Consider the following 14,453-nt stretch of genomic DNA (forward strand, 5'->3'; position numbering starts at 1 on the left):
AGAATGTATTTAGTAATAAATTTGGGGCTTAAATCTATAAGAGGTATTGTTTTTAATGAAGAAGGGAAACAATTATATACGACATCCAGGGCAGTATACTCAAACTTAATTGATCACAGGGTAGAACAAGATTCTTGGGAATGGAAAGAAAAACTTGATGCTATTTTAACAGAGATTTCATCCATTGATTATCTAAACAGCAAAATAGAATATATCACTTCAACAACAAGCTCTTCTTGTATTTTGGGGATAGATTCTAATGGTAAACCATTAACAAAAGTAATGATGGTTTCAGACAAAAGGGCTTTTCTGGAAGCTCAGGAGATTGAAGGCATTATAAAACCTCATATAAAACAATCAAGTATAAGTTGTCCAGAATCCTCTGTTATTCCAAAGGCTTTGTGGTTTAAAAGAAATAATCCAAACGTATTTGATAAGGTTAAATATTGGATTGGGGCAGGAGAATTTTTAAATTATTATTTTACTGGTGAAGTGTTTACAGATTCCCTAAATGCGAGTAAAGCATTATTTGAAAATGGAGAATATCTTAACCATATAATTAATGAAGTAGGTTTAGATACCAATACTCTTCCAAAAGTTAAGGACATTGGGTATCAATTACCAATCTTAAATAAAATTAATAGAACGTTTAAATTTGCTGCCCGTTGTAAATATGTTTTAACCACCTATGATGCGATATGTGCGGTTTTGGGATCCTATGATGGAGATAATAAAACAGCCTGTGATGTATCTGGAACAGTGACTTCAGTTAGAGTGCTTTCTGAGAATGGTCTAAACTCTAGAGAAGGCTTGATATTATCACAGAAATTAGGAAATTATAATAAATTTCTTATCGGAGCATCAAACAATCTTGGCGGAGGGATAATCGAATGGTTAAAGCAAGCATTTTATAATGAAGCTGATAAGAATGTTTATTACATTATGGAGAATAATGCACATGAAATCTCTATGGGTGCACATGGAATCGTTTTTCTTCCATACATGCTTGGAGAACGGGCACCTTTTAAGAATGCTAATGCTAAAGGTTCTTTTTTTGGAATAAATAGAAGCAGTACAATAAAAGAATTTACCAGAGCTGTTTTTGAATCTACCGCATATGTATCTAATGATTTGTTACACTTAATTATGACTAATGGTTTAAATATTGAGTCGATGACTGTAAGTGGTGGATTGGCGAGATTTGATTTAATTAATCAAATTAAAGCTGATGTTACGAATAAAAGAATTAAAGTTATTGAAAATTTTGAAAGTACCTCTGTTGGAGCTCTTATACTTCTTATGGTTAATCTAAATAAGTTCTCAACAATTGAAGAAGCGGCTTCGAAAGTAATAAAAATTAGAAAAATCATAAATCCTTCTGAAGAAAATCATAAAATATACAATGAATTTTTTACGTTCTATAAGAAATTAAATGAACAATTACTTCCAATTTATAATGACCACTTCATACTAAGGAAGCAGATCCAATCATTCTCATCCGAAACCATAAGTAATTTATGAAACATTACTCTATAAAACCTAAAGTAATTGTAGCACCATTGTCTTACGAAGTTCTTAATGAGTTTAAACTTGGGAATCATATTTTAATTTTAGTTTCTAAAACAGTATTTGAAACATTTGAATTTTCCATAATTTTTGATAAATTAAAACGAAAGCAAAACCTTTATATCTATTCTCATATTCGACCCGATGCTCCGTTTGAGGATTTAGATAAAGTCATTGATGATCTTAATGGAAAGCACATAGAAAGTATTATAGCAATAGGTGGAGGGTCTGTAATAGATGCCGCAAAAACGTTATCGGTGGCCTTCGAGGGGGTAAGCTATAAAGATGTATTTTATAATAAAGCGCTCATGCCCAACAAGAAAATTAAAGTTATTGCTGTTCCTACAACAGCAGGGACTGGGGCAGAATTATCTTTTGGAGCAATAATTTATGATAATCAGAATTTAATTAAAGGAGGTCTCAGAGGAGAAATTATTCAGCCCAATGGTGTAATAATTGATGCTAAACTTCACAATGCATGTCCACCCAAGCTTAAAGCTGAGGTTGGATTTGATTGTCTTACACACGCCATAGAAACTTATATATCTAAAAAGACCAATCCTTTGGCAAAAATTCAATCAATTAGTTGTATTGAAAATATTTTTAAATATTTAACCCTCGCATGTAAAGATAACGATGAATGTGCCATGGAAAAAATAGCAATTTCATCTGCTTTAATGGGAATAAATTTAGCCTATAGCTCTACTTGTTTGCCACATAGAATCCAATATGTTATTGGTCCTTTAACAGGAACAAGTCATGCCCAAGGATTAATTGCCTTATACAAAGGTTGGCTAAAACATTTGGCAGACTCAAGATTAACAGAGTTAAAGGACTTGGTTAATGATCTAGGAATGAATATTAACCAGTTTCTAAAAAAGATTCAATCCCTAAAGGACAGTCTGGATATAAACTACACAATTACTGATTTGGGTATCCATCAAAATCAAATTGATGAGATTTCAAAAAATGTGACTGGTAATGTCAGCGCAGATCCATCCTATCGAGATGTCGGAACTATTAAAAAGATTTTAACTAATTCATTATAATATGATTGGAGTTGTTTTAGCCGCAGGAAAAGGAAGTCGATTAGGAAATTATACCACCAACCTCCCTAAAAGTTTATTGCCCTTGGATGATGATGGGTACACGTTATTGGATTATAACATTGATATCTTAAATCAATTACATTTAAAAAAAATAATTGTAGTTACGGGTTTTAAAAGTTATAAAATTGAGAATCATATTTCAAATTACAACAATATTGAGCTGGTGTATAATCCCTTTTGGAACCATTGTAATGTACTCGGGTCCTTATATATGGCATTAAATAAAATAGATGATGATTTTTTATTTTTACATGCAGATACTTTGGCTGAAAAATCGATATGGGAAAAATTGGTCAAATCTAAAGGAGACATGGTACTTCCGTTTGAACGTAAACAATGTGGCGAAGAGGAGATGAAAATAAAGTTAAGAGAGAAAAAGGTGATCCAAATTACGAAGGAAATGAAATCAGAACATGCAGATGGAGAGTTCTTGGGGATTGCAAAATTCAAAAAATCAACTATTCCATTTTTCAAATACACTGCAGAAAGGTTGTTTAAAAAGGGTGATTTAAATCATTACATGGAATCCGTAATTTCTGAGGCTATCAAAACAGATAAATATACTATCTGTGCGTTGGATATTGTAGATTCTAATTTTGTCGAAGTAGACTTTGAGGAAGATTATATCAAGGCAAAATCCAAATTCGGTAGAATTGCACCATAATACAAACCAGTTTTTTTTCAATTATCCATTTGTTCATCTATGCCAAAATATGGAATAAAAAGGCCTAAAGTTTCAAAAGATAAAAAAGCACTTTTATCTAATTTTTTTTCATTATCCATTTTACAGGGGATGAATATGCTTTTGCCACTTGTAACCTTACCCTATTTGGTCCGTGTGTTGGGTGTTGAAATATTTGGGCTGGTGAATTTTGCGCTGTCCATTATTATGTATTTTAATATTATAGTGAGTTTTGGTTTTGAATTATCTGCTACAAGAGAAGTTTCTATCCATAGAGAGGACCCAAAGAAGATTTCTGAGATCTTTTCATCGGTAATGTTTATTAAACTGTGTTTGCTTTTTTTGTCTTTTTTAACGCTCTCTTTTCTCATTTTGACAATAGATACTCTTCAAAGTAATGCCTTGTTATATTATGCGACTTTTGGTGTGGTTATAGGTAACTATATTTTCCCGACATGGTTATTCCAAGGCATGGAAAAGATGAAGTATATTACTTATGTCAATGTGTTCTCAAAAATCTTTTTTACCATTTTGATATTTGCTGTTATAAAAAACCCGTCAGATTACATTTATGTACCAGTTTTAAACGCCCTGGGAATTATTATAGGGGCGAGTTATGCATTTTGGCTGTCATTTAAGTTATTTTCATTAAGGTTGGTCATCCCTAAAACATCAACCATCTCTTATGAACTTAAAGATAGTTTTCAATTTTTTTTGTCAAGAGTCGCCAATAATGGTAGCAGATATTTCGCAACAACAATAATTGGCTTATATTTTGGAAATTTGATCGTTGGTTACTATACCATGGTTGAAAAACTATTTTACGCCTTTATGAGCCTTGGTTCTGTGGTTTCACAAACGATTTATCCTTATATGTCTAGGACCCGAAACATTACATTTTTAAAAAAGGTGTTGGTTACAATAACTGGAATATCATTAATACTTATAATTCCTTTACTCTATTTTAATCAGGAATTACTACAAATTGTTTTTGATGAATATAATGAGATGTTATCCTTATTTTTTGTAATTGTTTTTAGCGGAGCTATTTTTGCCGTGATAAGTACAATTTTAGGATATCCATTATTGGCAGCATATGGACATATTAAGTATGCAAACAATAGCCTTATTTACGCTTCCATTATTTATATGTTATATACTGTGATTGCAGTGTTTGTAACGAAAGATATTTATATTGTTGTCTTTGCTATTCCAGTATATATGGTAACGGGTTTAGGATTTAGAATATATTATGTGTTTAAAACGAAATTAATGAATTAAAAGGAGGTATGCTAAAAGAGATAATTACAAAAAAAGGAGTTATAACATACACTGAGGCTACACCAATTTCCGGAACAAAGCGATTAAATTTAGAGGTGGCAAAACAAAATTTATTGGAGTTAAAGGCCCTCCTAGATAAGCATAAGATAAAATTTGGACTTATTTATGGTACGTTGTTAGGGGCCATTAGAGAAGGAAACTTTATCAAGCATGATGAGGATATCGATTTATCCATGTTAGATGAGCATAAAGAAGATCTTTTGGACGTTTTGCCAGAAATTATAGATATTGGCTTTAGAATCATTCGATACAATGACAAATTGTTAAGTATTGAAAGAAACGATGAATATATTGACTTTTATTTTTTTAGAAAGACTCACTCATCTTACAGAAAATGTGACTTAGGGCTCAAGGCAAAATCCACCTATTTAGAAAACACCAAAAGCTATAAGTTCTTAGGAGAGGATTTTCAAATTCCTGTTGAAGCCGAAAAATTTCTAAAGGAGTTGTATGGAAAAGACTGGAAGATTCCTGTAAGGGATGTGGCAGCGCTAGATTTTAACACCTACATTATATTTAGGGAAACCATAAGGGAAAAACTTCCTTTTTTGTTTTTAGTTTTAAGTAAATTGAAAAGTTTCTTAAGAAAAACCAGCCTAAATTAAATAGTAAATTTGTACAATAACAAATTTATGAGAATAACGTTTTTCACCTGTAAATTATGCAAGAAACCTCATTTAACACATGGTTATAGCTGAGCAAAAATTATTAAAATGGGGATTGGTATTGAATGCCATCTATGTTTTATTATTCTTTTTAATAAGACCTGATGGTATAAATATTGTAAAAATATCCATCACCACATTATTATTATTCTCTGTACTTATTATTTGTTCCTTATCCATTAAAAACATATATCGACTCAAAGAAATTCCTCAATTTTCAAGATTTTTGTTCTATATGTTATTGATTTGGGGGGGTATAACTATAGTTAGAAGTTTTTCCTTCTCTATTCAAGATTGGGTCACAAATTTTGGAAATGTGTATATGGGTTTAGCTTGGATAGCGCCATTGGCAATGGTTTTGGGCCTCAAATTAGAAAATTGGAATATAGTTTTCAAGGTCATCTTCTTTGTTTTTAAGCTAATGATTCCTGTTTTTGGAATTTCCTTACTTTTTAATACTAGTTATTTGCAATGGGCCTGGTTACTTCGGTCGGTTAACCTAATTTTATTGCTAGGGCTTAGCCGTATTTCATTGATAAAAAAGGGCATTGTTTTAGTAATTATTGGTATATATATACTGGTAGCAATATCTGTAAAACAACGAATGGACCTACTGTTTTTGTCATTAACCATGGGTTTTCTGATTATGGATAAATTAATTGGAATAAAAATACGCCGTGTTTTTTTAAAGTATATTATTAGTTTTTTTATTTTGGTTTTAATTCTTGTGTTTACTGTGGGCTATGAATTTGTTTCAAATACCATCTCCAGTATTATAGATTTTCAGGACTCTAGAACATTCCTTTTTTATGAGTTATTTAATGAGTTAAACCTAATCGAAAAATGGATTGGCAGGGGTTCATTAGGCACTTATTACAGTCATTTTTTTGAGCATACTAAATGGTATACTATTAATATATTAAAAAAACCCTGGTGGGGTGATTCTTCTGTTCGAATCACCATTGAAGTTGGTTACCTACAAATGATATTGAAAGGAGGTATGTTGCTATTTTTATTGAATACATTGATATACATCAATGCTATATATTTGGCGCTTTTTAAATCTAGCAATAAATTCGTGAAACGATTGGGGTATTATATTTTAGTTATAACGTTACTAAGTCTGGTGTCATTAAGACCAACATTTGCTCCAACCTTTATTTTTTTATGGATGGCCATCGGTACCGTTTTACCAAAAAAGTATAGGTTAATGAAAGATGATGAAATATATTCAGTAGTAAAACAATTAAGATGAAGTATAATCCATTGGTAAGTATTATAACGGTTGTTTATAATGGCGAAAAGTATTTACAACAAACTATAGATAGCGTTAATCAACAGACCTATAAAAACATTGAATATATTATTATTGATGGAAAGTCAACGGATGGGACTTTAGACATTATAAAACGAAACGAGTCCAAAATCACGAAATGGATTAGTGAACCTGATAATGGTTTATACGATGCTATGAATAAAGGGATTAGAATGGCAAATGGAGAACTTATAGGAACCATTAATAGTGATGATTGGTATGAATTGAACGCAGTTGAACTTGTTATAAAATCTTATCAGAAGAACAAAGAAGCAAAAGTATTTCATGCCAATCGGTATGACGTAAATTCAAACAATTATAAAAAAGAGTATAGATTTAAATCATCATCTTTTAAATTTAAATATTTCAGTATGACATTTTCACATCCTTCAATGTTTATTAAACGTGAAATATACCAAGAATACGTCTATAATACCCATTTAAAATCATATTCCGATTATGAGTTTATATTAAAATTATATTTAGGAAGGAAAAATAAAATAGTACACATTCCTGCACCAATAGTTAATTTTAGATTGGGAGGCATAAGTGCACAAATGGGTTTTTATGAAGAAATAAAAGAAGCATTTCTAGCAAGGAGATTAGCGGGAATGTCTCTAATTGAATCTGTTTTTGCCCTTTGTCTAAAGGTTGTATTAAGTCCCATGGTCTTTATTAAAAATAAATTAAAAAATGGGTTTATTTAAAGACGTTGTGAACGACATAAAGCGGAATCATAATTTTAAAGGAAGAATTATTGTTGTCTTTTTTACGTTTACCAGTTTTTTCAGAGAAAAGGCAAAGAATAAATTTACATTATTTCTTTGTGCTCCTATTATAATACTTTACAAACTTATAACGGATATTTTACTTGGATGTGAAATCCCTGCTTCAACAAAGATTGGGAGAGGATTGATTATACATCATGGAAGAGGTACTGTTTTAAACAAGAATGTTATTATTGGAAATAATGTAACCTTAAAACATAATACTACTATTGGGAATAAAATAACACTGAGTGGTGTGGATTTGGGTTGTCCGGTCATTCACGATAATGTAATCATAGAACCCCATAGTATTATTATAGGACCAATTGTAGTTGGAAAAAATGCTATAGTCGGTGCGGGAGCGGTTGTAGTAAAAGATGTAGAGCCTAATACAGTTGTGGCTGGAAACCCGGCTAGACTTATAAAGAGATTAAATGTTTAGTTGATGTTGAAATCAAAAAGAATCCTATTTGTTTTACATTTTTCACCTCCGGTTCATGGTGCTTCCAAGGTTGGAGATACAATTGTTAATAGTCAATTAATCAAGAATAACCTTAACTCAAAATTTGTAAAAATAAAGTCATCGGATAATCTGCAGGAAATAGGGACATTAAAAGTCAAAAAGCTTTGGTATACAATAGCCTTGTTATTTAAAGTAGTTTATCAATTGTTCGTTTTTAGGCCTCAGAGCATCTATTTGACGGCATCACCACAGGGCTTTGCCTTTTATAGGGATCTTATAGTTTCTATACCAATCAAGGTTTTTTGCATATTTAAGAGTTGTACTGTTTTTTATCATTATCATGCCAAGGGGATAGATGAATTTGTATCTAAATCTTTAATCTCTAAAAATTTAACTAACTTTTTTATAAATAACACATGTCTTATTTTTATTAATGAAAAAATGCTTAATGAAGTAAAAAAGTTAAATAGCTATAAAAAGATTTTTATTTTAAATAATGGTGTTCCAGATCCTTTAAAGGAAGAAAGTTTTAAAGAACTGGTTAAAAAAAGAAGCCAAACAGATCAAATTCATGTGTTATATCTTTCTAATATGATGAAATCCAAAGGATATGACATAGTCTTAAATTTAGCCAAATGGGTAAATGAACAGAATATAACTAACATTAAATTCCACTTTGCAGGGAGCTGGCATTCAAAAAAGGACATGGAATTTTTTAATAGTTTTCGAGCCAAACATGATTTGTGGGGTAGAGTTGAATACCATGGGTTGGTAGATGGAAGTAAAAAAATGAAACTATTTAGGCAAGCAAATGTCTTTGTTTTTCCTTCTCGATATAAAAAAGAGGTCTTTCCTCTATCGGTATTGGAGGCTTTGTCATATGGGCTACCCGTTTTAGCGTTTAATGCTGGAGCAGTTGCAGATATTGTTAACCCTACTGTAGGTATTATTTCCAATGAAGACAATGTATTTAAGGATTTCAAATGTATAATGGAAAAATTCTTAAATGAAAGTTCTTATTACCAGTGCAGGAATTTGTTTTTAAGTAAATATACAGTTGAGAGCTTTGAAAAAAATTTGGTAAAAATATTAAATGAGGATTCCTTATGAAAACGTTTGCCCATAATAATTATCGGATTTATGGAGACCATATTAAATTAATTGGAAATATAAAGAATAAGACCATTATCAATACAATTAATGCTCATTCCTACATTGTTGCCAAATCAGATAAGACGTTTAGAAAAGCTCTAGAGGAAAGTAATATCTTACTGCCTGATGGCGAAGGGATTGTTTTATTAGCAAAATGGATATATAACATGAAAATAAAAAAAATAGCCGGAGCAGATATCCATTCGCATTTACTTGATCTTGCAAATTCCAAAAGTTTAAAATGCTTTTACCTGGGGGCAAGTCAAACCACCTTAGATAGTATAAAAATAAAACAGGAAGTTAAATATCCCAATATTACATTTGGTTTTTTTTCACCTCCATTTAAAGAGGAATTTAATGGAGGGGATAATAAAAAAATGCTGGCTAGGATTAATTCTTTTATGCCTGATATATTATTTGTAGGGATGACGGCTCCTAAACAGGAAAAGTGGGTACACCAAAATAAAGAAAACATAGATGCTAAGATTATTTGTTCTATAGGAGCGGTTTTCGATTTTGTGGCTGAAACTAAAAAAAGGGCACCCAGTTGGACCATTGTATGTAAAATGGAGTGGTTGTACAGAAGCTTTACGGCTTGGCGATTAACTAAACGTTATATGTATTCGACACCTTTATTTCTATTGGAAGTTTTTAAGCTCAAATTAAAGGGGAATAAATTTTAAGCATTATATGGGATTAGTAAAACACTATCTGAAGCAAGCCGATTACATTTGTTTTATACTCTCGATAATTCTTTTACCGCTTTCTATAAAACTAAGCTCTAAGCTGCTATTCATCGCTATTTTATTAGGAGTGATACAATCGATATACACCAGAGCATTTAGCTGGTTTCTATATCAAAAACCGGTCATTGTCTTAAATGCATTATTCGTAATCTATATCATCATTCAGGGGTTGATATTGGACGGCCCTACAGATTTTTTTAAGACCTTTGATAGGGCTTATGCGCCGTATCTCGTATTCTTGCTCATGCCTATCTTTTATAATAAATGCCAAATCACGAAACATGTTCCACTGGCTTTATTGATTGGAGTATGTACGTTATGCTTTTTGATATTAGTTAATTCTTTCCTTGACGGAGCGTTCTATACAAGAGAAATGGTTTTGGAAGTTTTTGACATGCATCATTTATACATTTCCTTATACATATTATTTTTAATAAATTTTCTCTTAAGTACAGAGACACAATTTAAGGTGAAAAGTAAAGTTATTTTGATTTTCATATTGGTTTGCTTTTTGATTTTTTTTAAAAGTAAGGCAGCAATTGTCGCCACTGTTATCCTACTGTTATATCATGCTGCAATACGACTTAAGCTAAACAAGACGAAATGGGTTGGTTTAGGGGTTGCAGCTGTAATATTAATTGTAATCTTTAATACGTATTTCCATAAGCTATTCACAGACGCTCTCGATTTTAGATCTAGAATTTGGGCTGTCGCTATAGAATACATCTTACATAATCCCATATTTGGGTATGGTAGTAATAATGAGCATGCTATTTTGAATCGAGGCCATTTTTTAATTGGGAATTATGATTTTTTAGATTCTAATTTAAATACCCACAACCAATTCTTAACCTTTTTATTAAAGTTTGGCCTTGTTGGATTTGTTTTAGTGCTATCTCCATTTGTTTACATAGTAATGAAAGTCAATAAACCATTAAGGCAAGAGTATCTTGGATTTTTAATACTATTGTTTTGTATGTCCTTTATTGAGAGCTTGTATAATAGACACCATGGCATCGTGTTTATTTGTTTAACATTATATTATTACCATAATTTGTCCATGAAGGCACAAAAAAATTAATGAAAGTCGCCCTATACATATCCATCATTTTGGTCTTTACGAAAGTCGCCTGTCAGGAGGTCATCTTAAATACCGGTTTTACCGTCAGAGATTTTGACATTATTGATAACACGTTATTGTATATTGAAAAAAGGGACATTAAAAATTATAATCTAATCACAAAAACCCATGACACCCTTATCGATACCAATGGGTATTTTATTGGAGGATACGGTCTGAAATTATTTTGTGACTATAAAAATCAAAACATCATAACGGCATCCAATGAACTGATTAGGGATATCGGTTCTATTCGGTTTTATGATGTTCCAAAAAAGGAAATAAATCTATACCATGTCTATTACACGACCGAATTAATGGATTTTTTTTTAGACCCTCAGGACAGTCTCTTTTTTTTAAGCAAAAAAGACAAACAGATAGATATGTTTAAATATGGAGGTGTCCCCAGATACCATAAGATTGATTCGTTAAAGTTGAACCGTTATTCCAGAAAGATAAATTATAGCAAGGGGAATTTGTATTATATAACCGATTATGGAGAAGTATGTAATTATAATTTGAAGACGCGTAGAAATAAAAGAATATACAAAGGCGAGTCCCTATTAGTTAACTTTACATCGGACAACAAATATAAAAATATATATGTAACCACATTTGATGGTAAATTAATAAAGGTTAATATTGATGGAGATTTTCCAGCTCAGACCATAGGTATAGGAAAGGATATTGTAGAGGCTATAGCTATGTATAAGGATAAGTATATCTTGACAGGAGATTGGAAGGGAATCATAAAACTTATTGATTTGCAAACGTTGTCCCCGGTTAAGCAGTGGCACAACAAACAAAGAATTGTAAAAATTGTGGTAAATGATGATTATTTTTACACCAGTAGTTCAGACAGAACCATAAAAAGATGGAAAATAGAACAAAAATGAAAATCTCATCCATATGTTGTATCGGTGCCGGTTATGTAGGCGGGCCAACCATGGCGGTCATTGCCCAAAAATGCCCACAGATAAAGGTCACCGTGGTCGATGTGAATGCTTCGAGAATAGACGCCTGGAATGCGGCCGACTTGAGTAAGTTACCCGTTTTTGAACCCGGTTTGGACAAGGTTGTGGCTGAGGCCAGGGGTAGGAATCTTTTTTTCTCAACCGACATCGATGAAGCCATCCATGAGGCGGACATGATCTTTATTTCCGTCAATACGCCTACAAAAACGTATGGTAAGGGTAAAGGCATGGCAGCGGATCTAAAATACATTGAACGCTGTGCACGCCAAATTGCCAGGGTGGCTAAACAGGATAAAATTATTGTGGAGAAATCCACCTTACCGGTACGAACCGCAGAGGCCATAAAAAGTATTCTCGATAACACCGGCAATGGCCCTCAGTTTCAAATCCTATCCAATCCGGAGTTTTTGGCCGAGGGGACGGCAGTCCAGGACTTATTATTCCCGGATCGGGTACTCATTGGCGGGGAATCTTCCGAAGAAGGAAAGCAAGCCATTCAGGCCTTGGTCGCCATCTATGCCCATTGGGTACCCCGGGAGCGCATATTAACCACGAACGTGTGGTCCTCGGAGCTATCAAAACTCACCGCTAATGCCTTTTTGGCACAACGCGTCTCCTCTATCAATGCCATGTCTGAAATTTGCGAAAAAACAGGCGCTGATATTGATGAGGTGGCACAAGCTATTGGGATGGATAGTCGTATTGGACCTAAATTCTTGAAAGCCTCAGTAGGATTTGGAGGCTCCTGTTTTCAAAAGGACATCTTAAACCTAGTGTATATTGCCAAAACCTATGGCCTCCATGAAGTGGCCCAATATTGGGAACAGGTCATCAAAATAAACGATTATCAAAAAAATCGATTTTCGGAAAAGATCGTCAATACCTTATACAATACGGTTTCCGGAAAGAAAATCACCTTTTTAGGATGGGCCTTTAAAAGGGATACTAACGATACCCGGGAATCCCCAGCCATCCAGGTGGCTGATAACCTGATTAGTGAACAGGCCAAATTGGGGGTCTATGACCCTAAAGTTTCTCCAGAACGCATGTATACCGATTTGGATCATTTAAATACAAGAAGTGAACAGGAGAACAGAGCCGCCGTACAGGTATATACGTCCCCTTATGACGCCTGCCATGGGGCCCATGCCATAGCTGTATTAACCGAATGGGAAGAGTTTAAATCCTACGATTGGCAACGTATTTATGAGAGCATGCCAAAACCCGCTTTTGTGTTCGACGGTCGTGGCATACTGGATACAACGGCCTTAAGGGCAATTGGATTTGTCTGTTACACCATAGGTAAGGGATCCTAATTTTTGTTTTCGCAGTAAACGGGAAAGTTTATGACCAGTTTCAAGGGATTTACCCTGGGATTGGAAGCTTCCGTTAATCGTATGACCGTCATTTTACACGTCATTAGACGTGCTGTAGTAAGGCCTTGTAGGCCATTTAAATGGACTTCGCCACCAAAGATGAACTTGGAAATTATACATTATTCGTATAATATTTTAAGTTAATCCTTTACATTTGTTTTTTAAAGAAATCCCAAAAGAACCAAGTATATTGAAACGGATTCTTATAACAGGAGCGGCCGGATTCTTAGGATCCCACCTTTGCGATCGATTTGTACATGAGGGTTATGACGTCATTGGTATGGATAATTTCATTACGGGAGATCAAAAAAACCTGCAACATCTCGAAAATCATCCCCATTTTGAATGCATCCGGCATGATGTGACGGAGTTTGTGTCCGTTGAAGGGCCTCTGGATTATATTTTACATTTTGCCTCTCCGGCCAGTCCCATAGACTATTTAAAGATTCCCATTCAAACCTTAAAAGTAGGGTCCTTAGGGACCCATAATCTCCTGGGATTAGCCAAGGCCAAAAAGGCGCGGATACTCATCGCGTCCACTTCGGAGGTATACGGCGATCCATTGGTACATCCCCAAACGGAAGCCTATTACGGAAACGTGAATTGCATTGGCCCACGGGGTGTTTACGATGAGGCGAAACGTTTCCAGGAAGCGATTACGATGGCCTATCATCGCGTGCACGGACTGGAAACACGCATTGTCCGTATTTTTAACACCTATGGCCCCCGGATGCGCCTGAATGACGGACGCGTCATCCCGGCGTTTATGGGACAAGCTTTGCGAGGCGAGGATTTAACCGTTTTTGGAGATGGGTCCCAAACCCGTTCGTTCTGCTATGTCGATGACCAGGTTGAGGGCATTTATCGCCTCCTGTTTAGTAATTATTCTGAACCGGTGAATATAGGCAACCCCAATGAGATATCGATTCGGTCTTTTGCCGACGAAATAATCAAATTAACGGGAACCAAACAAAAGGTGATCTATAAGGACTTACCGGTTAATGATCCGATGCAAAGACAACCGGATATTACTTTAGCCAAACGCCTTTTAAACTGGGAACCGGTTACAGATAGAGCCAAAGGCTTGAAAATAACGTTTAATTATTTCAGAAATCTCCCCAAAGAAGAATTATACAAAACAGAGCACAAAGATTTTAAAAGGCATATAAAGCTGTAA

The 14,453-nt window shown here is 33.8% G+C and carries 15 protein-coding genes; all 15 read left to right on the forward strand.

The features are described from left to right. The first annotated feature begins 3 nt into the window (after positions 1-3). The 15 genes from MR054_RS12140 (at position 4) to MR054_RS12210 (ending at position 14,453) form a co-directional block, all read left to right on the forward strand. Positions 4-1,521 (forward strand): xylulokinase, encoded by a 1,518-nt coding sequence (locus tag MR054_RS12140; protein WP_242158097.1) that lies wholly within the window; start codon positions 4-6, stop codon positions 1,519-1,521. Then, positions 1,518-2,615, forward strand: coding sequence for an iron-containing alcohol dehydrogenase (locus tag MR054_RS12145; protein ID WP_242158098.1), 1,098 nt, complete (start codon positions 1,518-1,520; stop codon positions 2,613-2,615). Before MR054_RS12140 ends, MR054_RS12145 begins: the two co-directional genes overlap by 4 nt. 1 nt (position 2,616) lies before the next feature. Then, complete coding sequence (locus tag MR054_RS12150) at positions 2,617-3,339, forward strand: phosphocholine cytidylyltransferase family protein (RefSeq protein WP_242158099.1); 723 nt, start codon at positions 2,617-2,619, stop codon at positions 3,337-3,339. 39 nt (positions 3,340-3,378) lie between these two features. Beyond that, positions 3,379-4,638: an oligosaccharide flippase family protein gene (locus tag MR054_RS12155; RefSeq protein ID WP_276520178.1), complete on the forward strand. Its 1,260-nt coding sequence runs from the start codon at positions 3,379-3,381 to the stop codon at positions 4,636-4,638. 8 nt (positions 4,639-4,646) lie between these two features. After that, positions 4,647-5,303 (forward strand): LicD family protein, encoded by a 657-nt coding sequence (locus tag MR054_RS12160; RefSeq protein ID WP_242158101.1) that lies wholly within the window; start codon positions 4,647-4,649, stop codon positions 5,301-5,303. A gap of 79 nt (positions 5,304-5,382) precedes the next feature. Then, complete coding sequence (locus MR054_RS12165) at positions 5,383-6,618, forward strand: hypothetical protein (protein ID WP_242158103.1); 1,236 nt, start codon at positions 5,383-5,385, stop codon at positions 6,616-6,618. Continuing rightward, complete coding sequence (locus MR054_RS12170; RefSeq protein ID WP_242158104.1) at positions 6,615-7,385, forward strand: glycosyltransferase family 2 protein; 771 nt, start codon at positions 6,615-6,617, stop codon at positions 7,383-7,385. The genes MR054_RS12165 and MR054_RS12170 overlap by 4 nt, the downstream gene beginning before the upstream one ends. Then, positions 7,372-7,887 (forward strand): serine O-acetyltransferase, encoded by a 516-nt coding sequence (locus MR054_RS12175; RefSeq protein WP_242158106.1) that lies wholly within the window; start codon positions 7,372-7,374, stop codon positions 7,885-7,887. The genes MR054_RS12170 and MR054_RS12175 overlap by 14 nt, the downstream gene beginning before the upstream one ends. Before the next feature lie 3 nt (positions 7,888-7,890). Continuing rightward, positions 7,891-9,018: a glycosyltransferase family 4 protein gene (locus MR054_RS12180; RefSeq protein ID WP_242158107.1), complete on the forward strand. Its 1,128-nt coding sequence runs from the start codon at positions 7,891-7,893 to the stop codon at positions 9,016-9,018. After that, positions 9,015-9,743, forward strand: coding sequence for a WecB/TagA/CpsF family glycosyltransferase (locus tag MR054_RS12185; RefSeq protein ID WP_242158108.1), 729 nt, complete (start codon positions 9,015-9,017; stop codon positions 9,741-9,743). Before MR054_RS12180 ends, MR054_RS12185 begins: the two co-directional genes overlap by 4 nt. 7 nt (positions 9,744-9,750) lie before the next feature. Then, positions 9,751-10,887, forward strand: coding sequence for an O-antigen ligase family protein (locus MR054_RS12190; protein WP_242158109.1), 1,137 nt, complete (start codon positions 9,751-9,753; stop codon positions 10,885-10,887). Continuing rightward, entirely contained in the window at positions 10,887-11,822 is a 936-nt protein-coding gene (locus MR054_RS12195; RefSeq protein WP_242158110.1) for a WD40 repeat domain-containing protein, read from the forward strand. The genes MR054_RS12190 and MR054_RS12195 overlap by 1 nt, the downstream gene beginning before the upstream one ends. Then, positions 11,819-13,216 (forward strand): UDP-glucose 6-dehydrogenase, encoded by a 1,398-nt coding sequence (locus tag MR054_RS12200; protein ID WP_242158231.1) that lies wholly within the window; start codon positions 11,819-11,821, stop codon positions 13,214-13,216. The genes MR054_RS12195 and MR054_RS12200 overlap by 4 nt, the downstream gene beginning before the upstream one ends. A gap of 30 nt (positions 13,217-13,246) precedes the next feature. Then, complete coding sequence (locus MR054_RS12205) at positions 13,247-13,420, forward strand: hypothetical protein (protein WP_242158111.1); 174 nt, start codon at positions 13,247-13,249, stop codon at positions 13,418-13,420. A gap of 46 nt (positions 13,421-13,466) precedes the next feature. Next, complete coding sequence (locus MR054_RS12210) at positions 13,467-14,453, forward strand: UDP-glucuronic acid decarboxylase family protein (RefSeq protein ID WP_242158112.1); 987 nt, start codon at positions 13,467-13,469, stop codon at positions 14,451-14,453.

The organism is Aestuariivivens sediminis (assembly GCF_022662105.1).
GTDB lineage: Bacteria > Bacteroidota > Bacteroidia > Flavobacteriales > Flavobacteriaceae > Aestuariivivens > Aestuariivivens sediminis.

Bases quoted from the DNA above. Each gene is read 5' to 3' on its own strand.
- MR054_RS12190 (WP_242158109.1), top strand. From the start codon at position 9,751: ATGGGATTAGTAAAACACTATCTGAAGCAAGCCGATTACATTTGTTTT.
- MR054_RS12180 (WP_242158107.1), top strand. From the start codon at position 7,891: ATGTTGAAATCAAAAAGAATCCTATTTGTTTTACATTTTTCACCTCCG.
- MR054_RS12185 (WP_242158108.1), top strand. From the start codon at position 9,015: ATGAAAACGTTTGCCCATAATAATTATCGGATTTATGGAGACCATATT.
- MR054_RS12175 (WP_242158106.1), top strand. From the start codon at position 7,372: ATGGGTTTATTTAAAGACGTTGTGAACGACATAAAGCGGAATCATAAT.
- MR054_RS12170 (WP_242158104.1), top strand. From the start codon at position 6,615: ATGAAGTATAATCCATTGGTAAGTATTATAACGGTTGTTTATAATGGC.
- MR054_RS12145 (WP_242158098.1), top strand. From the start codon at position 1,518: ATGAAACATTACTCTATAAAACCTAAAGTAATTGTAGCACCATTGTCT.
- MR054_RS12155 (WP_276520178.1), top strand. From the start codon at position 3,379: ATGCCAAAATATGGAATAAAAAGGCCTAAAGTTTCAAAAGATAAAAAA.
- MR054_RS12195 (WP_242158110.1), top strand. From the start codon at position 10,887: ATGAAAGTCGCCCTATACATATCCATCATTTTGGTCTTTACGAAAGTC.
- MR054_RS12205 (WP_242158111.1), top strand. From the start codon at position 13,247: ATGACCAGTTTCAAGGGATTTACCCTGGGATTGGAAGCTTCCGTTAAT.
- MR054_RS12150 (WP_242158099.1), top strand. From the start codon at position 2,617: ATGATTGGAGTTGTTTTAGCCGCAGGAAAAGGAAGTCGATTAGGAAAT.
- MR054_RS12140 (WP_242158097.1), top strand. From the start codon at position 4: ATGTATTTAGTAATAAATTTGGGGCTTAAATCTATAAGAGGTATTGTT.
- MR054_RS12200 (WP_242158231.1), top strand. From the start codon at position 11,819: ATGAAAATCTCATCCATATGTTGTATCGGTGCCGGTTATGTAGGCGGG.
- MR054_RS12165 (WP_242158103.1), top strand. From the start codon at position 5,383: ATGGTTATAGCTGAGCAAAAATTATTAAAATGGGGATTGGTATTGAAT.
- MR054_RS12160 (WP_242158101.1), top strand. From the start codon at position 4,647: ATGCTAAAAGAGATAATTACAAAAAAAGGAGTTATAACATACACTGAG.